Annotated in this window: 27 protein-coding genes and 1 pseudogene; 12 read left to right on the top strand and 16 right to left on the bottom strand. The window is 68.9% G+C overall.

Translation table 11 applies throughout. The annotated features are described in order from the left end of the window. Positions 1 to 117: 117 nt before the first annotated feature. From ACFWY9_RS14465 to ACFWY9_RS14455, 3 genes are read right to left on the bottom strand one after another with little or no spacing between them, the layout of a single operon-like run. Positions 118 to 555, bottom strand: coding sequence for a cupin (locus ACFWY9_RS14465; protein WP_378323218.1), 438 nt, complete (start codon positions 553 to 555; stop codon positions 118 to 120). A gap of 44 nt (positions 556 to 599) precedes the next feature. Beyond that, a complete protein-coding gene (locus ACFWY9_RS14460) occupies positions 600 to 1,052 on the bottom strand; it encodes a nuclear transport factor 2 family protein (protein ID WP_378323219.1) in 453 nt (150 codons plus the stop codon). Beyond that, positions 1,052 to 1,483, bottom strand: a complete 432-nt coding sequence (locus ACFWY9_RS14455; RefSeq protein ID WP_378323220.1) for an organic hydroperoxide resistance protein — start codon at positions 1,481 to 1,483, stop codon at positions 1,052 to 1,054. The genes ACFWY9_RS14460 and ACFWY9_RS14455 overlap by 1 nt, the downstream gene beginning before the upstream one ends. A gap of 26 nt (positions 1,484 to 1,509) precedes the next feature. Between ACFWY9_RS14455 and ACFWY9_RS14450 the strand changes: the two genes are divergently transcribed. Then, complete coding sequence (locus ACFWY9_RS14450) at positions 1,510 to 1,947, top strand: LysE family translocator (protein WP_378339053.1); 438 nt, start codon at positions 1,510 to 1,512, stop codon at positions 1,945 to 1,947. Positions 1,948 to 2,022: 75 nt separating this feature from the next. Here ACFWY9_RS14450 and ACFWY9_RS14445 read toward each other — a convergent pair whose 3' ends face one another. From ACFWY9_RS14445 to ACFWY9_RS14430, 4 genes are all read right to left on the bottom strand, one after another. Beyond that, positions 2,023 to 2,604, bottom strand: a complete 582-nt coding sequence (locus ACFWY9_RS14445) for a dihydrofolate reductase family protein (protein ID WP_378323221.1) — start codon at positions 2,602 to 2,604, stop codon at positions 2,023 to 2,025. 65 nt (positions 2,605 to 2,669) lie between these two features. Then, positions 2,670 to 3,491, bottom strand: coding sequence for an AraC family transcriptional regulator (locus tag ACFWY9_RS14440; RefSeq protein WP_378323432.1), 822 nt, complete (start codon positions 3,489 to 3,491; stop codon positions 2,670 to 2,672). A 112-nt stretch (positions 3,492 to 3,603) separates the two neighbouring features. Further along, complete coding sequence (locus ACFWY9_RS14435; RefSeq protein ID WP_378323223.1) at positions 3,604 to 4,179, bottom strand: hypothetical protein; 576 nt, start codon at positions 4,177 to 4,179, stop codon at positions 3,604 to 3,606. 263 nt (positions 4,180 to 4,442) lie between these two features. Then, complete coding sequence (locus tag ACFWY9_RS14430; RefSeq protein ID WP_378323224.1) at positions 4,443 to 5,825, bottom strand: KamA family radical SAM protein; 1,383 nt, start codon at positions 5,823 to 5,825, stop codon at positions 4,443 to 4,445. A gap of 141 nt (positions 5,826 to 5,966) precedes the next feature. Here ACFWY9_RS14430 and ACFWY9_RS14425 point away from each other — a divergent pair, with 141 nt between their 5' ends. From ACFWY9_RS14425 to ACFWY9_RS14410, 4 genes are read left to right on the top strand one after another with little or no spacing between them, the layout of a single operon-like run. After that, a complete protein-coding gene (locus ACFWY9_RS14425; RefSeq protein ID WP_378323225.1) occupies positions 5,967 to 7,571 on the top strand; it encodes an amidohydrolase in 1,605 nt (534 codons plus the stop codon). Between the two features lie 11 nt (positions 7,572 to 7,582). After that, the gene (gene lnt, locus ACFWY9_RS14420; protein WP_378323226.1) at positions 7,583 to 9,247 is read left to right on the top strand and encodes an apolipoprotein N-acyltransferase; all 1,665 of its coding nucleotides are present in this window, start codon (positions 7,583 to 7,585) and stop codon (positions 9,245 to 9,247) included. 24 nt (positions 9,248 to 9,271) lie between these two features. Then, positions 9,272 to 10,039 (top strand): polyprenol monophosphomannose synthase, encoded by a 768-nt coding sequence (locus ACFWY9_RS14415; protein ID WP_378323227.1) that lies wholly within the window; start codon positions 9,272 to 9,274, stop codon positions 10,037 to 10,039. A gap of 16 nt (positions 10,040 to 10,055) precedes the next feature. Continuing rightward, positions 10,056 to 10,802 (top strand): class I SAM-dependent methyltransferase, encoded by a 747-nt coding sequence (locus ACFWY9_RS14410; RefSeq protein WP_378323228.1) that lies wholly within the window; start codon positions 10,056 to 10,058, stop codon positions 10,800 to 10,802. 34 nt (positions 10,803 to 10,836) lie between these two features. Here the strand turns inward: ACFWY9_RS14410 and ACFWY9_RS14405 are convergent, their stop codons facing one another. After that, the gene (locus ACFWY9_RS14405) at positions 10,837 to 11,730 is read right to left on the bottom strand and encodes an NADP-dependent oxidoreductase (RefSeq protein ID WP_378323229.1); all 894 of its coding nucleotides are present in this window, start codon (positions 11,728 to 11,730) and stop codon (positions 10,837 to 10,839) included. A gap of 66 nt (positions 11,731 to 11,796) precedes the next feature. Next, entirely contained in the window at positions 11,797 to 12,894 is a 1,098-nt protein-coding gene (locus ACFWY9_RS14400) for an FAD-dependent monooxygenase (RefSeq protein ID WP_378323230.1), read from the bottom strand. Between the two features lie 80 nt (positions 12,895 to 12,974). Here ACFWY9_RS14400 and ACFWY9_RS14395 point away from each other — a divergent pair. From ACFWY9_RS14395 to ACFWY9_RS14385, 3 genes and pseudogenes are all read left to right on the top strand, one after another. Continuing rightward, positions 12,975 to 13,199 (top strand): annotated as a pseudogene (locus ACFWY9_RS14395) (TetR/AcrR family transcriptional regulator); the annotation flags it as partial. Positions 13,200 to 13,275: 76 nt separating this feature from the next. Beyond that, positions 13,276 to 13,626 (top strand): VOC family protein, encoded by a 351-nt coding sequence (locus ACFWY9_RS14390; RefSeq protein ID WP_378323231.1) that lies wholly within the window; start codon positions 13,276 to 13,278, stop codon positions 13,624 to 13,626. A 199-nt stretch (positions 13,627 to 13,825) separates the two neighbouring features. Further along, the gene (locus ACFWY9_RS14385) at positions 13,826 to 14,095 is read left to right on the top strand and encodes a hypothetical protein (protein WP_378323232.1); all 270 of its coding nucleotides are present in this window, start codon (positions 13,826 to 13,828) and stop codon (positions 14,093 to 14,095) included. A gap of 13 nt (positions 14,096 to 14,108) precedes the next feature. On the opposite strand, the gene ACFWY9_RS14380 is transcribed toward ACFWY9_RS14385, so the two are convergent. The 4 genes from ACFWY9_RS14380 to ACFWY9_RS14365 form a co-directional block, all read right to left on the bottom strand. Next, the gene (locus ACFWY9_RS14380; protein WP_378323233.1) at positions 14,109 to 15,428 is read right to left on the bottom strand and encodes a helix-turn-helix domain-containing protein; all 1,320 of its coding nucleotides are present in this window, start codon (positions 15,426 to 15,428) and stop codon (positions 14,109 to 14,111) included. A gap of 385 nt (positions 15,429 to 15,813) precedes the next feature. After that, positions 15,814 to 16,158 (bottom strand): RNA polymerase-binding protein RbpA, encoded by a 345-nt coding sequence (locus ACFWY9_RS14375; RefSeq protein ID WP_345392636.1) that lies wholly within the window; start codon positions 16,156 to 16,158, stop codon positions 15,814 to 15,816. Positions 16,159 to 16,384: 226 nt separating this feature from the next. Next, a complete protein-coding gene (locus ACFWY9_RS14370) occupies positions 16,385 to 17,056 on the bottom strand; it encodes a thymidine kinase (RefSeq protein ID WP_378323433.1) in 672 nt (223 codons plus the stop codon). Positions 17,057 to 17,201: 145 nt separating this feature from the next. Continuing rightward, positions 17,202 to 18,602: an MFS transporter gene (locus tag ACFWY9_RS14365; protein WP_378323234.1), complete on the bottom strand. Its 1,401-nt coding sequence runs from the start codon at positions 18,600 to 18,602 to the stop codon at positions 17,202 to 17,204. A 245-nt stretch (positions 18,603 to 18,847) separates the two neighbouring features. Here ACFWY9_RS14365 and ACFWY9_RS14360 point away from each other — a divergent pair, with 245 nt between their 5' ends. Continuing rightward, a complete protein-coding gene (locus ACFWY9_RS14360) occupies positions 18,848 to 19,561 on the top strand; it encodes a transglycosylase family protein (RefSeq protein WP_378323235.1) in 714 nt (237 codons plus the stop codon). 15 nt (positions 19,562 to 19,576) lie between these two features. On the opposite strand, the gene ACFWY9_RS14355 is transcribed toward ACFWY9_RS14360, so the two are convergent. Next, the gene (locus ACFWY9_RS14355) at positions 19,577 to 20,362 is read right to left on the bottom strand and encodes a glycerophosphodiester phosphodiesterase (RefSeq protein ID WP_378323236.1); all 786 of its coding nucleotides are present in this window, start codon (positions 20,360 to 20,362) and stop codon (positions 19,577 to 19,579) included. 66 nt (positions 20,363 to 20,428) lie between these two features. Between ACFWY9_RS14355 and ACFWY9_RS14350 the strand changes: the two genes are divergently transcribed. Continuing rightward, positions 20,429 to 20,809, top strand: a complete 381-nt coding sequence (locus ACFWY9_RS14350; protein ID WP_378323237.1) for a hypothetical protein — start codon at positions 20,429 to 20,431, stop codon at positions 20,807 to 20,809. Here the strand turns inward: ACFWY9_RS14350 and ACFWY9_RS14345 are convergent. Further along, the gene (locus ACFWY9_RS14345) at positions 20,806 to 21,801 is read right to left on the bottom strand and encodes a tyrosine-type recombinase/integrase (protein WP_378323238.1); all 996 of its coding nucleotides are present in this window, start codon (positions 21,799 to 21,801) and stop codon (positions 20,806 to 20,808) included. The genes ACFWY9_RS14350 and ACFWY9_RS14345 overlap by 4 nt on opposite strands. Positions 21,802 to 21,847: 46 nt before the next feature. Here ACFWY9_RS14345 and ACFWY9_RS14340 point away from each other — a divergent pair, with 46 nt between their 5' ends. Together ACFWY9_RS14340 and rox are read left to right on the top strand one after the other, a co-directional pair. Further along, positions 21,848 to 22,204: an EF-Tu/IF-2/RF-3 family GTPase gene (locus tag ACFWY9_RS14340; protein ID WP_378339050.1), complete on the top strand. Its 357-nt coding sequence runs from the start codon at positions 21,848 to 21,850 to the stop codon at positions 22,202 to 22,204. 760 nt (positions 22,205 to 22,964) lie between these two features. Continuing rightward, positions 22,965 to 24,455, top strand: a complete 1,491-nt coding sequence (rox, locus tag ACFWY9_RS14335) for a rifampin monooxygenase (protein WP_378323240.1) — start codon at positions 22,965 to 22,967, stop codon at positions 24,453 to 24,455. An 88-nt stretch (positions 24,456 to 24,543) separates the two neighbouring features. Here rox and ACFWY9_RS14330 read toward each other — a convergent pair whose 3' ends face one another. Further along, positions 24,544 to 25,248 (bottom strand): GntR family transcriptional regulator, encoded by a 705-nt coding sequence (locus tag ACFWY9_RS14330; protein WP_378339049.1) that lies wholly within the window; start codon positions 25,246 to 25,248, stop codon positions 24,544 to 24,546. Between the last annotated feature and the right edge of the window lie 94 nt (positions 25,249 to 25,342).

Raw genomic sequence — 25,342 nt, 5'->3', positions numbered from 1 at the left:
ACTCGACGAAGTAGCTCGCCAAGCCAGTGATGAAAACGGCGTAGTGGCGGGTTTTTCCCTCGTCCGGAATGGACCGTGACGTCCGGTCACCGGGGGACGAATGCTCTTCCACGGCGGTCACTCGAACGAACAGCCGGGATTCGGGACGTCCACGGCCAGTGGTTGCCCGACGGGGTTCCGGTAGAGCACTTCGAGCACGACCGGGGTCTCCCCGAGGTTACGTCCGATGTGGACGTAACCGGGCCCGCTCTGTTCGGCGATGACCGCTCCGGCGTGATAGACACCGTCGCTCGCACAGGTGGAGTCGTGGTGACTCAGCACGCCCTGCTTGACGACGCCGCGCACCGGGCCTGGGTGGAAATGCCAGCCCGTACTGCCGCCCGGCGCCAGCGTGATCTCCTTCAGTACGTACTCGGTGCCGTCGGCCACACGGTCGAAGATCGTGACCGCGGTGACGCCTCTGCCGGGTGTCGCGTGCGCGGCCCCTGGCAGCACGGCGAGGGACAGGCCCGCGGCCGCTGTCGCGGCGACCACGAAGCGACAAGCCTTGTGCATCGGATGGGTCCTTTCGGTGAACCGTCCTTTCCGGACGGTCGGAGCTAGCGTGGCGCGGCGGCCGAGCGCAGATGGCGGCTGACGTCGCCGACGAGGGTGATGCGGACGTTCCGCTCGACGAACCGCCATCGCCCGTCGTCGCGGGCGAACCGGTCGTGGTACCGGCCGCCGGCGACGGGTTGGAAGGGCAGCTCGGGCAGTGCCTGGAACACGGTGACGTAGGAACGTGCGGTCGCTGTGCCCGCCTCTTCGTCGACCTCGATCGCGAGATTGGTGGTGACGTGGTGGGTCTTCGGCGTGCCGTCGGCGTAGACGATCAGCGTGTCGCGGAACATCTTTTCGATCGCTTCGCGTCCGCTCACCGGCTCACCGCTGCCGGTGAAGGTGGCGTCGGCCAGCAGGACGCCGAGCCCCGCGAAATCGCCGTCGTCCACGAGTTCGGCGTACCGGGCGATCAGGTTCTCGATGGCTCGGCAGCTCGGCCCTGGACCGGCCATCACGCGACGGTGGCGTCGAGGGTGACCTCGATATTGCCCCGGGTCGCCTTCGAGTACGGGCACACCTGGTGCGCGCCGTGAGTCAGTTCGTCGGCGGTGGCCTGGTCGATGCCCGAGGCCTCGAGGTGCAGCACCGCGCTGAGCTTGAATTCTCCCGCGTCGGTGTCGTGGTGCAGCGTGACCTCCGCGACGACAGCCAGGTCCTGCAGCTTGACCTTCTTCACGCTCGCCACCCGGCGCACGGCGCCGACGAAGCAGGACGCCCAGCCCGCGGCGAACAGCTGCTCCGGGTTCGTGCCCCCACCCGCGCCGCCGAGCGCCTTGGGCACGGCGAGCCCGATGTCGAGCACCCCGTCGTCGGAGGTGGCGCGGCCCCCGTTGCGGCCCTCGGCGGTGGAAGTGGCGACAGCGGTATAGGTGACTTCAGACATGGGCTTTCCTTCTCGTTCCCGGTTTCCTGCGTGCCGGACACACGCTAGGAACCAGGGGAAAGCCGCGGCGACCGTCGGATGACGTCACCCGGGTACGTCATCGTCCTGTCCAGCCTGGGGCGCTGCCGGCGGACCGGCCCGGGAAGCTGTTCACGATGGGCCTGGTCACCAACCTGCTCAACCCCAAGATCGCCATCATGTACGTCTCGCTGCTGCCCCAGTTCGTGGTCCCGGCGCAGGGCAGCGTCGCGGCGCAGAGCTTGACGCTCGGCCTGGTCCAGATCACCATCGCGATCACCGTGAACGGCCTGATCGCGATGTCCGCGGGCTCGATCGCCCGGTTCCTCGGCGACCGGCCCGGCTGGCTGAAGGCCCAGCGCTACGTGATGGGCATGGTGCTCGGCGTGCTGGCGGTGCGGATCGCCGCGGACCGGTCCCGCGCGGTCGTCACCGCCACACCATGATGGGCCCCAAGGCCTGGTGGCAACCGGGGAGTGCCTTACGCCGGGGTGTCTGGCCGACGTGCCCGCCCAGGTCGGTCAACGGCGCACCCGATGGCGCAGGTGAAGCACCCGGTTGCCCTGAATCACCACGTCGGGATCCTCCAGCAGGTGCTGCGCGTGGACCGATCCGAAGTAGCGCTTGCCGGACCCGAACACGACGGGTACGACGTCCATGCGCACCTCGTCGACAAGGCCCGCGGCGAGCACCTGGCCACCGACGTCGCCGGCGGCGACCTCGACCAGCCGGTCGCCCGCGAGTTCCTGCGCCTTGACCACGGCTGCCTCGATGCCGTCGACGAAGTGAAACGGCGCCTCGGGGTCCCAGCCCTCAGGCTCCGGCCGGTGCGTCACGACGACCACGTGGTCGATCCCGCTCGGAGGCTTCCCGTCCCAGCCGTCCGTGATGTCGAAGACGTGGCGGCCGGCGATGGTCACCCCGATCTGGTCCCAGTACGGCCGGGTGTAGTCGTAGGACCTCCGCGATACCTTGAGCGCTCCGCTCTCGTCCAAGGGGACGTCACCGCTGGACAACCAGTCGAACAGCGGTCCGGGCTGGTCGTTCTCGTCCGCGATGAAGCCGTCCACCGACACCGAGCCGTACATGACCACCTTGCCCACGGGGCTCTCCTCTGCTTCGGGGCCCCCCAAATTAACGTGTCGTGAGCTGTCGCTCTTGTAAGAAATCAATCGGCGGGCAGCGGCCAGCCTGCCAGCACGTGGCCGGGATGTTCGCGCAGGAACCGCCGCCGGATTTCGAGGTACCGGGTCGGCGTGAGCCCGGTGAACTCCCGGAACTCGTGGCCGAAGTGGGCCTGGTCGAAGTAGCCGGCCCCACTGGCGAGGTCGCTCCAGTCGATCGGTCCGGCGGGGTCGATCGCGAACACGGTGGCGGTGAGGCGGTAGGTGCGGGCCAGCCGCTTCGGCGTGACGCCGATGAGCTGCTTGAACCGCTGTGCCAGATGGGTGCTGCTGACACCGGCTGCCACGCTCAGGTCGCCGATCGCCATCGCCCCGCTGGTCGCCGCGAGGACGCTGCTCGTGTGGCGGACCAGCCCCAGGCCGGCGGTCTCGCCCAGCCGTCGCATCAGCTCTTCCTCGAGCAGCGTCAGCATCTCGTGCGGTCCGTCCGCCGTGGCCAGCCGGTCTCGCAGCTCGGCAACGGCGGGCCGGCCCCAGACCTGCTCCACCGTCACCGGCCGGTCGCACATTTCGGCCGCGGGCATCGGCAGGAACGGCGCCGCCCCCCACGGCTTGAAGTGCACGCCGACGGAGCGAGTCCGGGGTGGGTAGCCGAACTCCACCGCGCGGGTGGGCATGGTGACCACGCAGCCGTCGGCGTACTCGGCCGTCGCGATGCCGGTGCCGGCGCGGATGCGGAACGGCGCCCCGAGGTTGACAATGAGCAACGCCGCGGGCATCGGCGGCAGCGTCAGCCGGGCGTACGGTGGGGTGCCCTCCAGGTAGTAGATGTCGTCGATCAGCCCGTCCAGCGGCGGTCGCGGCACTCTGGACACGTACTCCACGCCCACAGCATCGCCGACGCCCCGCCGGTGTCACGCGCCGGGCTCGAGTCAGCTGGTTGATAGGCGTGGTGGAGGCCGCTGCGGTGCAGCTTCGTCAGTTGGTCTGCGTGTTGGTCAGGTGCACGCCGATGTAACCGATGTAGACACACGGCGTGCTTGGGTGACCGTCGTAGACGTACATTCTGGGGCTGCGCATACCGATCCTCGCGAGCTTGAAATGCGAGGTCATCGCGATCCGTCCGGACGGATCGACGTCCTCCGGCACCGGGAACACCCGGTCCTCCCCGTACGCGTTCATGGTGGCCCTGGTTTCCGAGCGGCCCCACTTTTTCTTGCCGATCGCGCGGTAGCCGGAAGGCGGGTTCGTGAGGTACTGGTCGAGTCCGCCGTTCCAGTCACCGGATTTCCGCGCGGTGACATAGTCTTTGAGACACAGCACGGATTCCCACGCGGTCCGCAGGGCGGCGTTATTGGTGTCGATCTGGTTGAGCTTGGCGACTTCCGCCGGGTCTCCGGTCAGGTCACGTACTCGGCAGGACCTCGGCGGCGATGTCCTCCGTGGATTGATTGCGATCCGTTTGATCGGATGGCGTCCGGACGACGGCACGGCGATCGCTGTGGCGAGCCGCCCGCGATTGCATACACGCGCCACCCGGACGGCTGTGTTCACTCCGATTCGCTGTCGGATTCGCTGTCGGATAACTGCCGCCAGTGGACCGGGTTGGCACTGGTGGACTGGCGGCAAACGCTGTGACACTTCGACAGGTGCCTGACCAGCGGTATATCCGCTGGTCAGGCACCGCTTTGCGGTCTTCTTCCACCGCGCGGTTCGCCCGTGGCATGGCAGGGATCCCGTGACGGTTAGCCGCAGCTCGCGGATCCCTCGCCCGGCCGCGGGCAAGCGGTCGGGATCATGTGCTCGGGTCAGCGGGACTACTGGTCGGTCCACCACTTTTGCCCGGCCGCCGGCAGCGTCTGGATCGGGTCGTAGTAGGGGTAACGACGTCGCAAGGCCTCCGGGTCCTCGTGTTCGATGCCGGTCCGGTAGTTCTTGGTCCAGTAGGAAATGCCCAGCTCGCGGTCGTACTCGGCGAGCTGATGGACCCAGCGCTTTCCGACGTAAGGCACGTCGCAGACGATCCGCGGGGTGGCGTAGCCGGGGAGGTAGCCCATGATCGCGTGCTGCAGTTCCTGAGCCTCCCAGACCGCGACGCGCCAGTGCTCCGCGTTCGGGATCATGTCGCACATGTAGAAGTAGTACGGCAGGATGTTCGCCTCGCCCTGCAAGGCGAAGCACAGGTCGAGCAGTTCGGCGGGTGTCGCGTTGACCCCGCGCATCAGCACGCCCTGGTTGCGCACGTCCCGCACCCCGACGTCGAGCGCGGTGCGTGAGGCCTCGGCCACCAGCGGGGTCACCGACTGGGCGTGGTTGACGTGCGTGTGGATGGCGAGGTTGACGCCGCGCCGCCGCGCGGTTACCGCGACTCGCTGCAGGCCCTCGACGACCTTCGGCTGGATCCAGTGCTGCGGCAGCGCGGCCAGTGCCTTGGTCGCGAGCCGGATGTCCCGCACGGTCTCGATGTCCAGCAGCCGCATCAGGAACGACTCCAGCTGCGGCCACGGCACGTTGGCCACGTCGCCGCCGGACACGACCACGTCCCGCACGCCGGGGGTCTTCTTGAGGTAGTCGATCATCGCGTCCTGGCGGTCGACCGGTTTGAGCGCGAGCTTGTGCTTTTCGATCTGCTCGGTGGAGTTGCCGACCAGGTCCATCCGGGTGCAGTGTCCGCAGTACTGCGGACAGGTGGAGATCATCTCGGCGAGCACCTTGGTCGGGTAGCGGTGGGTCAGCCCCTCCACGACCCACATCTCCGCCTCGTGCAGCGAGTCCCGCTCGGAATGCGGGTGGCTCGGCCACGTCGTGTCACGGTCGCTGCGGACCGGCATCATGTACCGCCGGATCGGGTCGGCGTAGAAGGCCTCGGTCACCTCCGCCGGGTCGGTCCCCGCGGCCGGCGCCATCGTGTTGATCATCTGCGGCGGCAGCAACATCGACATCGTGGCCATCTCGCGCTGGTCTTCGAGCAGATCCTCGTAGAAGCGCTCGTCCAGCAGGTCACCCATCAGGGCGCGCAGCTGCTTGACGTTGCGGACGCAGTGCACGCGCTGCCACTGCGCGTCACGCCATTGGGCCTCGGTGACGTCCCGCCAACCGGGGAAGCGTCGCCAATCGGGTTCCACCAGCTCGGCGCGGGCGTACTCGTAGGGCTGGTCAAAGGCGGCGGCTGGCGTCACAGGTTCCTGGATCGCAGTCACTTGTACTCCTAGTCGTCGGGAACGCGTAAAAATATCCTGTCATAACGTTCTCACACCGTAAATATTCTCGCAGATCTCGGAGTGTCACACCTGGTGATCCCCGCTGCGGAGCGGTCCACCCGACCGGGCACACTCGGGGACGTGACGAACGACAGGACGACGCTTCTGCTCGGCGGGCGCGTCTACTCCCCGGCCTCCCCGGACGCCACCGCGATGGCGGTCACCGGCGGCACGATCGTGTGGATCGGCCAGGACGCCCCGGCCCGCGCACTGCATCCGGACGCCGAGGTGATCGACCTCGGCGGCGCGTTCGTCGCACCCGCCTTCGTCGACGCCCACGTGCACGCCACCTCGGCCGGGCTGCACCTGGCCGGCCTCGACCTCACCACCATCCGCGACGCGGGCGAGATGCTCGCCGCCGTCCGCGCCGCAGCGATCCCGGGCCGGGTGCTGCTGGCGCACGGCTGGGACGAGTCCACTTGGACCAGCCCGCGGCTGCCGAGCCGCGCGGAACTCGACGAAGTCGCCGGCGACGTCGCGGTCTACCTGAGCCGGGTCGACGTCCACTCCGCGCTGGTGTCCAGCGCACTGCTCGCGCTGGCTCCCGAGGCCCGTGAAGCCGACGGCTGGTCGGCCGACGGCCCGCTGACCCGCGCCGCCCACCACCACGTCCGCCATGCCGCGCGTGCCGCGATCGGCCCGGCCCAGCGGGAGCAGGCCCAGCGCGCGTTCCTCGCCGACGCGGCCGCACGGGGCGTCGTCAGCGTCCACGAATGCGGCGGGCCGGACATCTCCGGCCGCGAGGACTTCGCCACGCTGCTCGCGCTCGCCACCGAACCCCGGCTGCCCGAGGTCGTTGGTTACTGGGGCGAGACCGACGTCGAAGCCGCCCGCGCACTCGGCGCCCGCGGCGCGGCGGGAGACCTGTTCGTCGACGGCGCGCTCGGTTCCCGCACCGCCGCGCTGCGCGCCCCCTACCACGACCGGCCCGCGGAATCCGGCGCGCTCTACCTGGACGCCCAAGCCATCGGCGACCATCTGGCCGCCTGCACCGAAGCCGGGCTGCAGGCCGGCTTCCACGTCATCGGCGACGCCGCGGTGACCGAGGTGATCGAGGGCTTCCGGCTGGCGGAGAAGCAGGTCGGCCAGCGCGCTCTCGCCGCGCGTCACCACCGCCTGGAACACCTCGAGATGGTCGACGCCGGTCAGGCCCGCGCGCTGGCGGGCTGGGGTGTCGTCGCGTCGACGCAGCCGCTGTTCGACGCCACGTGGGGCGGTGACCACGGCATGTACGCGGAACGTCTCGGCGAACGCGCGACCGGGCTGAACCCGTTCGCCGCGCTCGCCGCCGAAGGCGTCCTGCTCGCCTTCGGCTCCGACGCCCCGGTGACCCCGCTCGACCCGTGGGCCGCGGTCCGCGCTGCCGTCTACCACCACACCCCGGGTTCGGGACTGTCACCGCGGGCCGCGTTCACCGCGCACACCCGGGCCGGGCACCGCGCAGCGGGCGTCAACGACGGAGTCACCGGCAGCCTCGTCGCGGGGGCGCCTGCGCACTACGCCGTGTGGGACGCGACGGACCTCGTCGTCGCCACCCCGGACAGCCGCGTCCAGCGCTGGACCACCGATCCGCGCGCCGGGGTGCCGCCGCTGCCGAGGCTCGACGAGGACGCGTCGCTGCCCCGGTGCCTGCGTACCGTGCGCGGGGGAGAGGTCATCTACGACGACTTCACCTCCACCACGTAGAGTTACCTCCCGTGGTAGCGACCGCTGCGGACACCGAGCCCGAGGTGCCCGCCGAACCCGTCCGGCGACGCCGGATCTCGCGCGCCTGGCTGCTGCGCCTCGCCGCCGCGGCGGCCTCGGGTTTCGTGTTCTACCTGAGCTTCGCACCGCGTCCGCTGTGGTGGCTGGCGCCGCTCGCGTTCGCCGGATTCGGCCTCGTCCTGCACGGACGCCGGTTCCGCGGCGGGTTCGGCTACGGCTTCGTCTTCGGGCTCGCGTTCTTCCTGCCGCTGCTGACCTGGCTGCTCGACTTCCTCGGCCCGGACTTCGGACCGTGGCCGTGGCTCGGCCTCTGCCTGGCGCTGTCCGTCTACTTCGGACTCGCGGGCTGGCTCGTCACCGTGGTGTCCCGGCTGCCGCTCGCTCCACTGTGGTCCGCGCTGGTGTTCGTCGCGCTGGAAACCCCGCGCACCTGGTTCCCGCTCGGCGGATTCCCGTGGGGCCGGGTCGCGTTCAGCCAGCCCGAGGGTGTCTTCCTGCCGCTGGCCTCGATCGGCGGCGCCCCGCTCGTCGGACTCGCCGTCTGCCTCACCGGTTTCTCCCTCGCCGCTCTCCTGGTTCGCCTCAAGTCTCTGAAGTCCACCTTGAGGGCGTTGAAGTCCCTGAAGGTGGCCTTCAGAGACCGTCGAGCCATCGGGACGGCCGTGCTGACGGTGGTCCCGATCGTGGCCGGGCTGGCGCTGTGGCCCACGATCGGGACCAGCGCGCAGGACGGCGAGCGCACCGTCGCCGCCGTCCAGGGCAACGCTCCCGACATCGGGCTCGCCCTCCAGGGGCAACGAACCCTGTTGCGGGACAATCACCTCGCCGAGAGCGAGCGGCTGCTCGACGACATCAACCACAAGCGAGTGCCGCGGCCTGATCTGGTGATCTGGCCTGAGAGCGCGACCACCGTGGTCGGGCCGGACCCACAGCTCGACCAGTTGGTCGCGAGCTTCGGCGTTCCCGCGCTCGTCGGCGCGCTGTATCGCCTGCCCGATGGGCACTCACAGAACTCGGTGATCGCGTGGGATCCCAAGAACGGGCCAGGCCAGCGCTACTCGAAGCAGCAGCTCGTTCCGTTCGGCGAATACGTTCCAGCGCGCAAGATCGCCGAGGTGGTCACACCGTTCATCGACGCGGAGACCGTCGACATGGTCCCGGGCACCGGCGCGAACCCCGCGCTGAGCGTCGCGCAGACCAAGGTCGGGGTGTTCGTCTGCTACGAGACCGCGTTCGACTACCCGGCCAGGGAATCCGTGGCCGCAGGTGCCGAGTTGCTGGTCGTGCCGACGAACAACGCCTGGTACGGGCCGGGGGAGATGAGTTACCAGCAGCTGGCGATGTCGCGGCTGCGGGCGGTCGAACACAGCCGCGCGGTGGTGGTCTCGGCGGTCAGCGGGGTCAGCGCGATCATCGCCCCTGACGGGTCGGTGACCAGTTCGACCGGGCTTTTCACGGCAGAATCGCTGGTCGGGCGCGTCCCGTTACGGACGCAGACTACGCTGTCGGATCGACTCGGTGCGTGGACGGAGTACGGACTGCTGGCACTGGCGATCGCCGGGGTCGCCGGCGGGTTCGTGCTCCGCTTTCGTGTTCGAGGTGCACAGCGCGCCCGGCGCGCGCAGCGCACGGGTACAGGGGAAGCGGCGGGCTGATCCCGCGGATTCGGAGGAAGACGGATGGCGCAGGCGCCGCGGGGGGCCCAGGGAATCGAACCGGTGCTGGTGGTGATCCCGACGTACAACGAACGGGAGAACCTCAGGCCGATCGTCGAACGCCTGAACAAGGCGCTCCCTGACGTCCACGCGCTGATCGTCGACGACGGCAGCCCCGACGGCACCGGCGATCTCGCCGACGAGCTGGCGAAGGCCGACGAGCGGGTGCACGTCATGCACCGGACGGAGAAGGCGGGCCTCGGCGCCGCCTACATCGCCGGGTTCCGGTGGGGGCTGGCCCGCGACTACGTCACCATCGTGGAGATGGACGCCGACGGCTCGCACGCGCCGGAGGACCTGCCGCGGCTGCTGGACGCGCTGGGGGACACGGACCTGTCGATCGGCTCGCGGTACGTGCCCGGCGGCAGCGTCGTGAACTGGCCCAAGCGGCGGGAAATCCTGTCGCGGGGCGCGAACCTCTACTCGCGGATCGCGCTGGGCGTGCGGGTCAACGACATCACCGCCGGGTTCCGCGCCTACCGCCGCCAGGTGCTCGAGAAGCTGGCGCTCGACGAGGTCGCCTCACACGGCTACTGCTTCCAGATCGACCTGACACTGCGCACGGTCGAAGCCGGGTTCGAGATCGTCGAGGTGCCGATCACGTTCACCGAGCGCGAGATCGGCGAGTCGAAGATGAGCGGCTCGATCATCCAGGAAGCGTTCCTCCGCGTCGGAACGTGGGGCCTGAAGCGGCGGTGGAAACAGGTGCGCCGCCTGCTCAAGCTCGGCTGAGGCGATCGCGCGCCGGATGCCTGACGCGATCTTCGCCGATCCTCGCCTCGCGCTCGTCTACGACGCTTTCGACGGAGACCGCGACGACCTGGCGGCGTACCTAGACATAGCCGGCGAGCTGGGCGCTACCAGGGTGCTCGACGTCGGCTGCGGCACGGGCTGCCTGGCGATCCTGCTCGCCGCGAGCGGCCGGAGCGTCGTCGGCGTCGATCCCGCGGAGGCGTCGCTCGCCGTCGCGAAGGCCAAGGACGGCGCCGCCGGAGTCACCTGGTCGCACGGGGATGCCACGACAACCGGCGCCGTCGACGCCGACCTCGCCGTGATGACGGGAAACGTGGCCCAGGTCTTCCTCACCGATGACGACTGGATGCGCACGCTTCGAGGTGTTCGCGATGCGTTGCGTCCGCAGGGTCACCTCGTGTTCGAGACCCGGCGGCCCGAGCGTCGTGCCTGGGAGGACTGGGCCGCCGACCCGGCTCGGCTCACGCTCGACGTACCGGGGATCGGCCCGGTGGAGCAGCGTCGTGAGGTCACCGACGTGAGCCTGCCGCTGGTGTCTTTCCGCTACACGTACCGGTTTCTGTCGGACGGCGCGGTCGTCACCTCGGACTCGACCCTCCGGTTTCGTGGCCGGGACGAGGTGGCGGCGAGCCTGGCCGCGCAGGGGTATCGCGTACTGGACGTGCGTGACGCTCCCGACCGCCCGGGACGTGAATTCGTCTTCGTCGCCGAACGGTCGCCCGGCCACTGGCGAAACCCTTGATCAGCCGGGCGACCCGGGTACGTCGGTCGCCGGCTCAGATAACCATGACCCGGCGCCCGCGCGTGTGCCCGGCCTGGCTGTCGGCATGCGCCACCGCGGCGTCGGCGAGCGGGTAGGACTTCTCGACCGGGATGTGGAGCTTTCCCCGCGCGATAAGGTCGACGGCCTTGGCCAGCGCGTCCGGCACGCTCGCGGCCACGCCGGAGAACCGGACACCGAGCTCCGGCGCGCCGAGATCGGCGATGGAGACCACCTTCCGCGGATCCCCGGTCAGCTCGACGAGCTCGCGAATCACGCCCGAGCCTGCCAGGTCGAGGGCCGCGTCGACCTGACCCAGCTGCCGCACCCGTTCGACCCAGCCCTCGCCGTAGGTCGTGGCGAGGGCGCCGAGACCGCGAAGGTAGTCCTGGTTCGCGGCACCGGCCGTGCCGATCACCGTGATGCCGCGCTCGCGGGCGATCTGCAGGACCGCCGATCCGACGCCCCCGGACGCGCCGCTGACCAGCAGCGTCTGTCCGGATTGGACACCGGTCTCGCGGATGATGCGCAGCGCGGTCTCCACCACCGAGGGATATCCGGCCGCCTCCTCGAATGTCAGTCCCTCGGGCATGCGGGCCCAGGCCGACAACACGGCGAATTCGGCGTAGGTACTGGATCCTTCGCCGAACACGTGGTCACCGATCTCGATCCCTTCGACGCCCTCGCCGACTTCGTCCACCACCCCGGCGGCGTCGAGCCCGACACCGGAGGGCAGTTCGGTCGGGTGCGCACCGAGGACCTGGCCTTCCCGGACTCGCCAGTCGACGGGGTTCACCCCTGCCGCCCGGACCGCGATGCGTACCCGACCTGGGCCCGCGTGCGGCTCCTCGGCGTCCAGGAGCTGCAGGACTTCGGGGCCGCCGAACTCGGCGAAGATGACTTTCTTCATGCTGTTCTCCTCAACAAGCTCACGGATGAGCGTGTGTTGTCGCTGGTCGACGTGGTGTGGCCGGCTTCAGGTGGCGGGTGCGGTGGTGAGCATCCAGTGGCTGAAGGCGGCGTAGCGCTCGGCTGACTCGGCGGCGCCGTCGGCGTTTTCGACCGCCGCGGAATGCTCGTGCACTTTCTCGAACCGGGCGCGGCGAGCGCTCTCATAGCGGGCGAGGGCCTTTGCGATGTCGGACCCGTCGGCCAATTCGGCGCGCAGCACGCCGGCGTCCTCGATGCCGAGGGTGCCGCCCGCCGCGATGTGCGGGGACAGGCCGTGCGCGGCATCGCCGATCAGCGCGACCCGGTCCGTGGTCCAGCGTGACAACTCGGGGACGCGCATGATCTGGTTCTCGAGGATCGACTCCTCCGGGGTGGCGGCGATCATCTCCAGCAGCTCGTCGTGCCAGCCGGACCCGGCCACGTGGCGGGCTCGCCGCAGGGCCCGTTCCCGTTTGCTGCCAACGAGTTCACCAGCGTCGAACTGGGCGATCCACCACATGGTCCGGTCGTGCGAGACGCGGGTATATCCACCGCGGGTCCGTGCGGGGCCGATGGTGACCATCGTGCCCTCGGGCCGCTCGTCGCCGACGGGCAGCACCGCCCGCCAGGCGTAGTTGCCGGCGTGCTCGACCGCCGCGCTGCCGGGCACCAGGGCGGCGCGTACGTCGGAGTACACCCCGTCCGCGCCGATCAGCAGATCCGCCCGCAGCGGCGCACCGTCGGCGAGATGCACCTCCACGTGTGTGCCGTGTTCGGTGAACCCGGTGACATGTGTTGCCAGCCGGATCCGGTCGCGGCCGACGGTGTCGGCGAGCAGGGTGTTCAGTTCCGGCCGCGGCACCATCAGGAACAGGTAGGTGGCCGCGTCGTAGCCGGTCGCGCGTATAGGGCGCCCGGCCGGGTCGTAGAACCACGCGTCGACGGGCTTGCCCATGCGGCGCACGTCGTCGCCGATGCCGAGGGTGTCGAACTCCCGCAGCGCGTTGGGCCACAGGCCGATACCGGCCCCGGCGGCTCGTACCTGCGGCGCGTGTTCCAGGACGGTGACCTCGTGCCCGATCAGCCGCAGGGAGGCCGCGGTGGTCAGTCCGACCAAACCCGCCCCGACGATCACCGTGTGCATTGTTCGTTCCCTTCGTTCTGCATACGGCCGAACGTAGCACTAGCGGTTAGGGTTTACCAACAGGTAGGTTTTTGTGTCTGATAGTGTCAACGCATGACCGCTTCGCCTCCAAAGAGGCCCTGGTGTTCGAACAGGACGAAGACTTCGAGCAAGGCCTCACCCGGGCGGTCACCGGACGGGCGCCGCACGAGCCGCTCATCCCCGCGCTGCGCCGCCAGATCCACGCGACACCCGCCCTGCAGGAATACGAGGGTTCGATGAGGCTGCGTCGCGCCGAGTCGCTTGCCGCGGCCATCGCCGACGATATGGTCGAGGCGGCCTGGGAAGCCGCCTGAGGCCGGAGCGGTCGTCAGGCCGCGTGCGGTGGGCTAGGTTCGAGCCATGCTCACTGGCCTGCACGCGATCGTGTTCAGCCCGGCCGCGGAAAAAGTACGCGCGTTCTTCGGAGACACTCTCGGCCTCGACTCGGTCGACGCCGGCGGCGGCTGGCCGATCTTCGCGATGCCGCCCGCCGAGCTGGCGGTGCACCCGGCAGGCGAAGGCGAGGCGCACCACGAGCTGTTCCTGATGTGCGATGACATCGCCCGGACTCTGGACGAACTGCGTCACAAGGGCGTCGAGATCGTCGACGAGGTCCGCGACGCCGGCTGGGGACAGCTCGCCACGATCCGCCTCCCCGACGGCAGCACTCTGCCGATCTACGAACCGCGGCACCCGTCGCCACGCGCTTGACGCGGGGAGCAATCCCTTACGCGAGTGAGGGAACGGCTCAGCCCTTCAAGTCTACGAAAAGTGAGCAATTCGTCACCGTGAGGTGATGTTGCTGTGCCGTTGACTGATCGCGCCGAATCGCTCTGGCGTGTCCCACGGCGCACCCCGTCAACTGGTGTCGCGCGAGCGAAAGGCGCCGCGCGGACCGGGAGGTACGGGAATGTTCGGCAGGGTAGTGGCGGCAACGGTGCTCGCGGCGGGCGCGCTGGTGGCCACGGCATCGGGTGCGTCGGCCAGTCCAGTGAGCACGGTGAACACCCAGGGTTTCGGCGCGTGCATGGACTACGCGGTGGGCCAGCACGACATCGAACCATGGCTCGCGCACGACGCCTGCGACGCCGACTCCTTCGAGGAATGTTACTGGATCTTCCGCAAGCAGTACGTGCCCGCGGTGATCGCGGGGACGGCCTGCCGGATCGCGGACAACTAGATGGGCACCCGGGTCACCCGAGTACGTGACTGCGGACGGCGAGATGACGCAGGCCGGGCAGCGCCGGCTGGTTGCGGTGGTGCATCAGGTCGCTGATCAGGCCTCGGGCGGCCGAGCGCGTGTGCACCTCGCCCGGCGCCCGGCGCTCCGCCGCGAGCAGGGTCCGGTACGCCTGCTCGGGCTTGTCCCACTGCGCGAACGCGAGCGCGACGTCGACGAGGAAGCGGCCGTGCCGCTCGGCACTCGGGAAGTCCGCGGGCCGGGCGGCACGCGCGTACTGGAGGGCGGTCCCGGCGTCGCCGAGCAGGTAGGCGGCTGACACCCGGTGGCTGATGATGTTCGCGTTGAGAACCTGCTGACGGGCCGGGTACCCGCTCAGGCGAGTGGCCGTCGCGGCGGCTTCGTCCAGCAGGCTCATGGCGCGGTCACGATCCCCGGCGCGCGCGGCGGCGTACCCGGCGGAGCACATCAGAACGCCATGTAGCGACAGGTGTTCCGGGGTGGTCGTGTCGAGCTGCTCGGCCGCGGACAGGACGAGGGCCTGCGCCCGCTCGTGATGCCCCGCCCTCCGGAACACCGAGCCCATCAGGCGCTGCGCCTCGGCGAGCGTGAGCGGGTCACCGGCCTGCAGCGCGACCCGCAGCGCGCGATCGGCGCTGATCCACTCGAGACCGCTGGCCCGCAGCTTGAGCAGGGCACGGGTGACGAGGTTGTACACCTGCGCCAGCGCGATCCGGCTCGCGGCCGCGGCAGCCTCGGCGGCGGCTTCGGCGTTGCTGACCAGCTGTGGCAGCTGCGTGCCCAGCGACAGGTAACGGCTCGCGTGGAAGTCGTCCTTCGCCGTGGTGAGCGCGGCCGGCAGGGGGAGCGGGAGTGGAGTGAGCGCCGACTGGGCAGGGCCGACCAGCACGTTCTCCAGACGGGCGTAGAGCATCGCGGCCGGGTCGGGCTCGGGCTGCGCGGCGGCGGATGGGGTGGCAAGGGAGGTACTGGCCAGTCCGGCGGCGACCAGAAACGCGCGACGTCGCACTTGAACGTCCTCCTCTCCCGGCTGGGCTTGGCGCCCGACAGCTCCGGTGGTGGGTGGGTGTCGGGCGGGCACACGGTCGGGCGGGGCAGGGTTCAGCCCGAAGGCCTCGGGCGGCAGATCGAGGACGTCGGCGAACCGTCGCAACACGGCGACGTCGCGCAGCGGACGACGCCCGCTTTCGAAACGTGAGATGGTGCTGGCCGCGCAGCCGAACCGCTGACCCAGCTCGCTCTGGCTCCACCCGGCTTCATGGCGGGCACAGCGCACCACGGCCGCGTGATCCCCACAGCGGATCGCCGACATCAAGGCAGGCGAAAGCTGACCCGGCATCACGAACCCCGCTTCGTGCGCTCATCAAAAGACCCAGGGTATCCGAACGACGACCAAAAGTGAGAATGTTTGCCGAACTGGAACACCGGTCTGCGGATCTGGCACAAGCACTGGCCGGAGGGCGTGCACGGTTCTTACCTTCGAGAGTACCGGGCCCGGCGCGAAGGAGGCCTCGCCTTCAACCGGACCGGCCGGCCGACAGGGGCACCCCGCAAACAATGTCCTCGAAGTCCCTGCCGGCCGGGTCCAAGCGCATCCCCGGACGTACCCGGCGGCCCCGAGGATGGCGAAAGGCCCCCGTGGGGGGAGGTCACGGGGGCCTTTCAATCTGTGGTGGGAGCAGCTACAAGCCGAATCCTCAGGCGGAGCGGGTCCGACGTCCCTTGAGTTCGGCGAGACGTTCGTTCAGCAGCTCCTCGAGCTCAGGGATCGAGCGCCGCTCAAGGAGCATGTCCCAGTGGGTACGCGGTGGCTTGACCTTCTTTTGCTCAGGCTGCCCGCCGTCGACGATCTCGGACTCGCTGCCGTGCAGCCTGCACTCCCACACCGTCGGGATCTCGGCGTCGTCGGAGAACGGCACCTCGAACTCGTGGTTCTTCGGGCAGGCGTAGCGCACGGTGCGCCGCGGGGCGAGATCGTGATTGCGGTCGGTCTCGTAGCTGACCGCTCCCAGCCGGCTTCCACGGAGAACACGGTCGGCCATGATGGGGGTCCTTTCCAGTCAGCTCCGGGTGGAGCCAGGGTGGTGCTCACCCTATGCAACGACCGAGGCGCCCGGAGGATTCCCGGTACACCATGTCGTTGCTCACGATGAGCTGTGTCACCCGACGGCAACAGCTTCCTCTAGTAGGAGCGGTTTCGCGCTCTGGCGTGACGTGAATACGGCCTCTTAGTGCGGATATCCCCCGGATGGGCTACTCACGCTCTGCTCAAGTCAACCGTAACTGGCCGTGTTGAGCCGCCGTGGGCCCCAGATCACCCTGTCGGTAGTGGCGACGGCACAGTACCTGATAACGCACAGTATCCGGATCGGCCTCGAAACGTACTGATGCTGAAGATTCAACTACGGATTGTTCGGTATCGGCCACGACAACAGTGTCCCCCTCACGGACTACCTCCCCGTTCTGGACCCGCGCGTTGAACCGCCCCGGCAGCCCACACCAGCACAGCACCTCGACCTGCACCGGCTGCAGCTCGTCCGCCAGTTCGAACAGCCGAGCGGCCCCGGGGAACAGCCTGCTCCGGAAGTCCGTCGCGATCCCGAAGCAGTAGACATCGAGCTGGACGTCGTCGGCGAGCTCGGCCAGCTGGTCGACCTGGGCGGGGGAGAGGAACTGGGCCTCGTCCACGATCACGTAGTCCACGTGCTGCCCGCGCGCCCACTCCTGCCGCACCAGCTCACGCACGTCCGTGGCCGTCCCGACCTCCACCGCCCGCCGCGTGATCCCGATCCGGCTGGTGATCTGCGGCTCGCCGGACCGGTCGTGCCGCACCAGGACCAGGCCACGGCGCCCCTGCCGGGCATGGTTGTGGTCGATCTGCAAAGCCAGCGTCGACTTCCCGCAATCCATCGGGCCGTAGCAGAACTTCAGCCTGCCCACCGGAGGAGCTCCCCGCCGCGACCCTGCCGCGGGAACCGAGGACAACGCGTCCGTCGGATCACCGTCCACTCCGCTACCGGCGGAAACCGGGCCGTCACGCCCGCTGTCTTTCACGAAAGTCACGACGGTCGAGCCTATCGGTGCCTCACAGCACCCGCGGCGGACGGTTGCCCGCCGCCACGATCGCGCGGCGCACCGGAACCCGCCACACCAGCACCAGCCCCAGCACGAAGAACACCACCAGCGCCACGATCGCCAGCCGGAACGACCCGGTCGCCTGCCCGACACCGGCGAACACCAGCGGCCCCAGCCACGACGTCCCCCGCTCACCCACGACGTAGAGCGAGTAGTACTGCGCGTCCTTCCCCGCCGGGATCATCTGCGCGAACAGCGACCTCGACAACGCGTTCGTCCCGCCCAGCACCAGCCCGATCCCGATCGCCACCGCGTAGAACTGCACCGGCCGCCCCGGCTGCACGAAGAACGCCCCGCCGAGCACCACCACCCAGAACGCCAGGCTGATCAGGATCGTCCGCTTCGCACCCAGCCGCCGCGCCACCAGCCCGTGCAGCACCCCGCCCCCATACGCGACGAACTGGATCACCAGCACCGTCATGATCAGCACCTCGTCGCCGAACTTCAGCTCGTCCTTCCCGTACTGCGCCGACACCGTGACGACCGTGTTGATCCCGTCGGTGAACACCAGATAGCTGCCGAGAAACGCCAGCGTCAGCGGATACGCCTTCGCCTCGGCGAGCGTCCGCCGCAACTCCGCGAACCCCGCACCCACCACCGACCGCCCCGGCTCCGACACCACCGGCACATGCGTCCGGGGGAGCGCCCGCAACGTCGGCAAGGTGAACAGCGCCCACCACAGCCCCGAGGTCAGGAAACACACCCGGACCGCGGTCGGCTGATCCACCCCGAACGCGTCCCGGCCCAGGTAGAACCCCAGCTGCAACGCCAGCGCCAGGCCACCGCCGAGATACCCGAACGCCCAGCCCTTCGCCGAGACGTCGTCCCGCTCGTCCGGCCCGGCGATGTCGACCAGGAACGAGTAGTACACGACCAGCGAACCGCCGTAGCCGATGTTGCCCACCACGAACAACGCCGCACCCAGCTGCCAGTTCGACCCCGCCGTGAAGAACATCAGCGCCGCCGCCGTGGCACCGAGGAACGCGAACCCGCCCAGGATGCGCCGTTTGTGCCTGCTCCGGTCGGCCACCGCGCCCGCGATCGGCAGCACCAGCACCTGCACCACCGTCGCCACCGACAGCAGATACCCCCACACCGAACCGGCCGGGAACTGCACCCCGAACACCGTCACGTCACAGTGCTGGAGCTTGTTCTCGACCCCCGCCACGTCCGTGCAGGGCCTGTCCCCGTTAAGGGTGATATTCGACTTCGCGTCGGCCGCCGCCACCGAACTCAAGTACAGCGCGCCGAACACCGTCGTCACCGACGAATAGAACGGCGAATTCGCCCAGTCGTAGAAATACCAGCCCCACCGTTCCCGCTTGCTCGCACGGGTCTCGGTCAGCGCCATCCAGGGCTCCTCCGCTCAGGAACATCGAGGTCAGCGGGGACAGTACTGGCGCGCCCTCAGCCGAGACCCCGTTGTAGGGAAACCGTGTCCGGTTTGTCGTCATCACCCGATCGACGCACCCCGTCGAACGCCCATTTCCCGAATTCGCGGCGTGTCGCGGAGCCGATTTCCACCTGTGTCATGTGATGCTGGAGAGCGTAGTGTGACTCTTGTGGCGAAAGGGTCACAGTTCTACTGTGCAGCGCATGATCAAGGACCGCCTGCGCACCGCCTACCGAGCCGTGGTGAGAATCGTTCTCCCCGCCGTAGCCGTACTGGGCCTGCAGATCACCGTCGCCACCACCGCCTCGGCCGACCCCTCCGCCGCCGCATGGGCCAAGCTCCGCATGTGCGAGTCCAGCGGCCGCTACGCCGTCAACACCGGAAACGGCTACTTCGGCGCCTACCAGTTCGACCTACCCACCTGGCGAAGCGTCGGCGGCCAGGGCAGACCCGACCAGGCCAGCGGCCGCGAACAGGACTACCGCGCGCTCTACCTCTACCGGATGCGCGGCTGGCAGCCCTGGGAATGCGCCGGCAAGCTCGGCCTGCGCGAGGACGGCGACGCCCGCAGCAAACGCGTCCCCACCTACGAGGAATCCGCCTACATCGGCGGTGGCCCCGCACCGATCAAACCCACCCCGCCCGCCCCCGCCCCGGCGCCGCCCACACCACCCAACGGCGGCCCGAAACCCGCCTGGCCCGGCCTCGTCTACGCCTACGGCGACTGCGCACCCGCCCTGCGCACCTTCCAGCTCCGCATGAACGCCCACGGCTACAAGTTCCAGGGCACCGGCTGCTACTACGACAAGACCAAACAGGCCGTACTCGACCTCCAGCGCGCCAACGGCATCAAGGACTCCGGCCGCCTCGGCCCGAAGACCTGGAAAGCCGCATGGGAAGGCAAGGCACCCCGATAGGGAAGACGTGACCGATCAGCCGGCCTGCCGCCACGCATCCCGCTCGACGAGCACCTCACGCAGCAGATCCGGCCGATCGGTCACGATCCCGTGCACCCCCAGATCCAGCAACGCCCGCATCTGGACCGGATCGTCGATCGTCCACGTGTGCACCTCGGCACCCGCCCGGACCGCCGCTCGCACGAACGCCCGATCCACCACCGTCAACGGCCCCTGCCGCACCGGCACCTGCGCCATCGCTCCCCGCGCCAACCGCGCGATCGGGAACATCGGCGCCCACCCGTTCGCCCACAGCGCCAGCACCGACCGCGGCCCCATCGACGTCACCAGCCGCGGCCCCGCCAACCGCCGCAGCCGCGCCAGCCGAGCGTCCGAGAACGCCGCGGCCGCCACCCTGTCATAGGCACCGGTCCGCTCCAGCACCCGCACGAACGGCTCCACCGCCTGATTCGCCTTGACGTCGATGTTGAACCGCGCCTCCGGCAACTCCTCGAGCACATCCTCCAACCGCGACAACGGCACCTGCCCACCGACCTTCACCGTCCGCAGCTGCGCCCAGGTCCGCTGCGCGATCGCCCCCGAACCATCGGTCGTCCGATCCAGCGACGCGTCGTGATGCACGACCACCACACCATCCGACGTCGCGTGCACATCGGTCTCCAGATACCGGTACCCCTCCGCCACCGCCCGCCGGAACGCGGGCAGCGAATTCTCCAGCCCCGCCAGCTCATCGAGATGCCAGCCGCGATGGGCGAACGCACGGGGGAACGGATCGGCGAGGTACGGAAACGGTGACGACACCCCTCCAGTGTGCACTTCGGCCATGACCCGAGCGTGAGCGGACGATGGCCGGATAGGGTCGGCCGGGTGAGGGAAGTGGCCGAAGACGCCCACCAGGCGGACGAACTGGCGCTACCGCGCCGCACCAGCGCACCGAAACACTGCGGCTGGTGCGGCAGACGCCTGCCGGCGGCAGGCAACGTCGGCAGGCGGCGCCGCTACTGCGGCCAGTCCTGCCGTCAGCGCGCCTACGAACGCCGCACCGCGCTCCAGCGCAGCGGACTCCCCGAAGACGCCGTCGTCCTGTCCGACACCGAGATCGCCACCCTCCAGGACCGGCTCTTCCAGCTCCGCTGCGCCGCCGAAGACATCGTCACCGCCGCCGACGACGGAGCCGAACCCACGGAACTCCGCAAACTCGCCGACGAACTCGCCCGCGCCGCCCGCGACCTCGAACAACTTCGTTAACCATCCGCCTCCGGCACCAGCCGATCCAACGCCACGTACGTCCGGTTGCTCGCGGCCGCCGCACGCTGCTCACGCCCCGTCGCCTCGATGTAGTTCTGACTCGTGGACAGACTCGCGTGCCCCAGCAACCGCATGATCTCCGACGCCGTCGCCCCGTCCTCGGCCAGCCGCGTCGCGAACGTGTGCCGCAAAGCGTGCAGGTTCGCCCCTACCGGCACCCGATCGTGCAGCCCGGCCCACCGATAGCACGACTTCACCAGGTACTCCAGCGCCCCACGCCCGATCGGCTCACCGGCCCGATCCCGCAGCAACGCCGACGAAGGCCCGAACCGCGCGTGCGGGAACCGGCGGCGACACGACTCCAGATAACTCTCCACCAGCCGCGCCATGATCGGCTGCACCGGAATCGACCGGTCACGGCTGCCCTTACCCCGCACGTGCAACCGCAGCTCACCGGCCCGGCCCACGAGCGAACGCACGGTCAGCGTCCGCATCTCCGCCGCCCGCAACCCGGCCACCAGGCCCAGCGCGATCACCAGCACGTCCCGCTCCGGCCACGGGTCCCGCGCCTTCCGCGACCCCTCCGCCACCGAAGCCAGCAGCCGCTCCGGCGTCTCCTCACCCCGCAACGGCTTGGGGGACAGGGGAGGAGTCTTCGGCCGCGCGACCGCGCCCATCGGATTCCCGCCCAGCAGTCCGTCGGACACGCAGAACGTCAGGAACTGGTTCCAGGTGGACCAGGCCCGCAGCACGGAACTCTTCGCGTGGTTGTCCGCGAACGCGCCGAACACCGCCCGCAGCACCTGCACGGTCAGATCGGCCACCTCCAGCTCGTCGGCGGGACAGCCCAGCTCGGCCACCAGCAACGCGGTGATCCCCGCGAGATCGCGGCGGTACGCCGCGGTCGTGTGAGGAGAGTCCTTGCGGGGCCGACGTGCCGCGAAAAAGGCTTGCTGTGCCTCGGAAACCCTCATGTGGATCTTGTACCGCACAGCACCGACAATCCGGCGCCGAGGCCGCCTGTGCGAGGATGACGCCATGGGCCTGTTCTCACGACGTCGCGAACCCGAGTCCCCGGCGGAGCCGTTTCAGTTCGCCGTGGAGAAGGTGTTCGTCGTGCCGGTACGCGGCGTGGTCTGCACCGGGACGGTCACCAGCGGCACCGTGCGCGTCGGTCAGCCGGCCAAGATCACTCTCGACGAGGAGTCACGTTCAGTGACCGTTTCGCGGATCGAGGCATACGGCAAGAAGCGGTCGTCCGCGGCGGCAGGGGAGCAGGCCGGATTGTTCCTTGGCGGTCTGACCATAGCCGATGTGCCGACCGTGCCCGGACAGGACGGCTCCATCAAGGATGGCGACGGCCTGGCTGGGGCCCAAGTGGTTTCCGTGTTCTGATCACGGAAAGTGAGAGTTCTTCTCGCGATCGTATGCGGTTTCATGCATAATAGCAATTATGCATGAAATGTCGGTATTGACCGGTTGGTCCGGCTCGGGGGAAATCTCGGGTCGGGTGGGTCGTTTCGACGCGTTGTCGGTGGGCTTTGACGCGTCACCGGTTCCTGGCGGGCGTTCGGTTCGTCGAGCTGGGCCCTCGAAGAGATCGTTGGCCCGAGGGCGATTCTTCGCCGGAGACCCGGTCCGTCTTCAGATTCAGCCGAACCGAACACCCTGGCCCACAACGTCACAGTGACGTTTTGAGGCGATGTCCTAGGACGCCTCAACGTCGACCTGTCGGGCCTGATCCTCGGACTTCCGGCTGCCGTGCTCTGGGTGGCTTTGTCAGCGAGGGATGTGGCGGCCGAACATCCATGGACAGCGCTGCGGCCACCTGATCGACGTGTGCGCAACCGCGTCACACATGTGGACTTACCTGTCTGGACAGCCCCTCTCGACGTCCTGATCAGCGCTGCCCCAAGTGCCGATAATGTACATTATGTCAAGTAGTCGGCCTGGGCCCACCCCGACCGCGGTAAAAGGATTGGACGGGCTGACGCTTGGGCTTGTAACTTGCAGCCGACCGTGACACCGCCCGAGGAGGTGAGACCCATGAACGCAGGATCGATGTGGGTGCTCCCCGTCCCGTCACGGCCGGGCGATTGACGTAGGTGTCGCCGGGAGCGCCTCGCCACCAAGGCACTCTCGAAAGGCACCACCTATGCACTCTTCGCAGCTCACCGCCGAGCCGTCGTCAAACGATACGGCCGAGCCTCCCCTGTTCGACTTCGACGTGATCATTGCCGGGTGCGGGCCGACCGGCGCGATGCTGGCCGCCGAACTGCGGCTGCACGATGTTCGGGTACTCGTTCTGGAGAAAGAGACCGAGCCCGTGTCGTACGTCCGCATAGTCGGTCTGCATATTCGCAGTATCGAGCTGATGGCGATGCGCGGGTTGCTGGACAGCATTCTCGAACACGGACGACAGCGTCCGGCAGGCGGCTTCTTCGCCGCCATCCCCAAACCCGCGCCCGAGGGTCTGGATTCCGCGCACGCCTATCTGGTGGGTATTCCGCAGCCGGTCATAGTCCGCCTGCTCGAAGAGCATGCGATCGGTCTGGGCACGCACGTCCGGCACGGTTGCGCGGTGGCCGATTTCGAGCAGGACGACGAGGGTGTGACCGTCGAGCTGGCCGATGGCGAACGGCTGCGTTCGCGCTATCTCGTCGGCTGTGACGGCGGGCGCAGCACGGTGCGCAAACTGCTCGGTGTCGGCTTCCCCGGCGAGCCCTCCCGGACCGAGACGCTGATGGGCGAAATGGAAATGGGCGCGTCACAGGAAGAAATCGTTGCCAAGGTGGCCGAAATCCGCGGGACCGATGACAGGGCTCTCGATCTCAGGCCGTTCGGCGAGGGCGTTTATCGCGTCGTGGTTCCCGCCGAGGGAGTCAGCGATCGTGCGGAACCACCCACTCTGGAGGATTTCAAACACCAGCTGCGCGCGATCGCCGGAACGGATTTCGGTGTGCACTCCCCTCGTTGGCTGTCCCGTTTCGGGGACGCCACCCGGCTGGCCGAACGGTATCGGGTCGGGCGGGTGCTGCTGGCCGGCGATGCGGCACATATTCATCCACCTTTGGGAGGGCAGGGCCTCAACCTGGGCGTTCAGGACGCGGTCAATCTCGGCTGGAAGCTGGCGGCGCAGCTCCGCGGGTGGGCGCCGGAACCGCTGCTGGACACCTACCAGGCCGAGCGTTATCCGGTCGCCGAGGACGTGCTGGACAACACCCGTGCCCAACAGGAGCTGCTGTCCACGGAACCGGGCGGGCGGGCCTTGCGGAGGCTGCTCACCGAACTGATGGATTTCGACGAGGTGAACCGCTATCTGATCGAGAAGATCACCGCGATCGGTGTCCGCTACGACCTCGGTGCCGGCCCCGACCTGCTCGGCCGCCGCCTGCGGGACATCGACGTGAAAGCCGGCCGCCTCTACGATCTGCTGCGTCGCGGCCGCGGCCTGGTGCTGGACCGCACCGAACGGCTGACCGTCGGCGGCTGGCCGGACCGGGTCGACTACCTCGCGGATCCCACTGCGGCACTGGATGTTCCGTGCGTCCTGCTACGGCCGGACGGACACGTCGCCTGGGTCGGCGACGATCAGCGGGACCTGGACGACCACCTTTTCCGCTGGTTCGGCAAACCCGCCACCTGATTTCGCCCGAAGTGGGTCAGGCCGCCTCCAGGGCGAAGAAGAGGAAGCACTGGAGGCGGCCCACTCCCCCTCGATGAGGTGGGCGCGGTCAGCGAGGTTGGCGAGACGCGTGGGGGTCGTCGTCGGGTGAGAGTGCCGCCGCGGTGAGGGTCAGGTGCTGATCGAGGATTTCGGCGGCGGAGTCGGCGTCTCGGGCCAACGCGGCTCGTTCGAGCTTTCCGTGCTCGCCGAGGTGGTCGCGAGCGGGTGTGCGTTGTCCGGACCACCTGCGTGCCAGTTCGCTCGCCGTCCACAGGCGGTCGAATGTTTCGAGCAGTACGGGGTTGCCGCAGCCGTCGAGCAGGGCGCGGTGGAATTCGTAGTGCGCGGCGGACCAGGCGGCGCTGACGTACGGTCCTTCGTCCTCCTGTCGCAGGGGTGTGCGGTGGAGGCGGTGGTGTGCGGCTCGGACCCGGGTCTCCCATTCGAGGTCGCCGCGTTCGATGGAGATCCGGAGCATGTTCGGCTCGATGGTGCGTCGTGCTTCGGCGATCTGTTGCCAGCGCTGGTCCGAGAAGGCGGGCACGGAGAAGCCCCGGTTCGGGTGGCGGTCGGCGAGGCCTTCGCCGATCAGTTGCTGGAGTGCCTCGCGGACGACCGACAGGCTCACCCCCATCGAGGTGGCCAGTTCCTGGGGTTTGAGCGGTTCGCTCGGGCCGAAGTCGCCACGGAGGATCTGGGCCTTCAGCTCGTCGTGGACCTGGGCGGAGCGGACCCGGGTGGGCGAGGTCACCGCGCGGGCTGTCTGTGCCATGTCTCGATGGTAGATCAAAACTCGAAAATCGACTAACATGAAAATGATCGATTATCATCCCGACCGACTGGGGTCGACTCAAGTAAGGAACCTG

This window comes from Amycolatopsis sp. NPDC059027, assembly GCF_042739735.1.
Taxonomy (GTDB): Bacteria; Actinomycetota; Actinomycetes; order Mycobacteriales; family Pseudonocardiaceae; genus Amycolatopsis.
The sequence above is the reverse complement of the archived record's forward strand: the minus strand, read 5'-3'. Positions and strand labels throughout refer to the sequence as shown.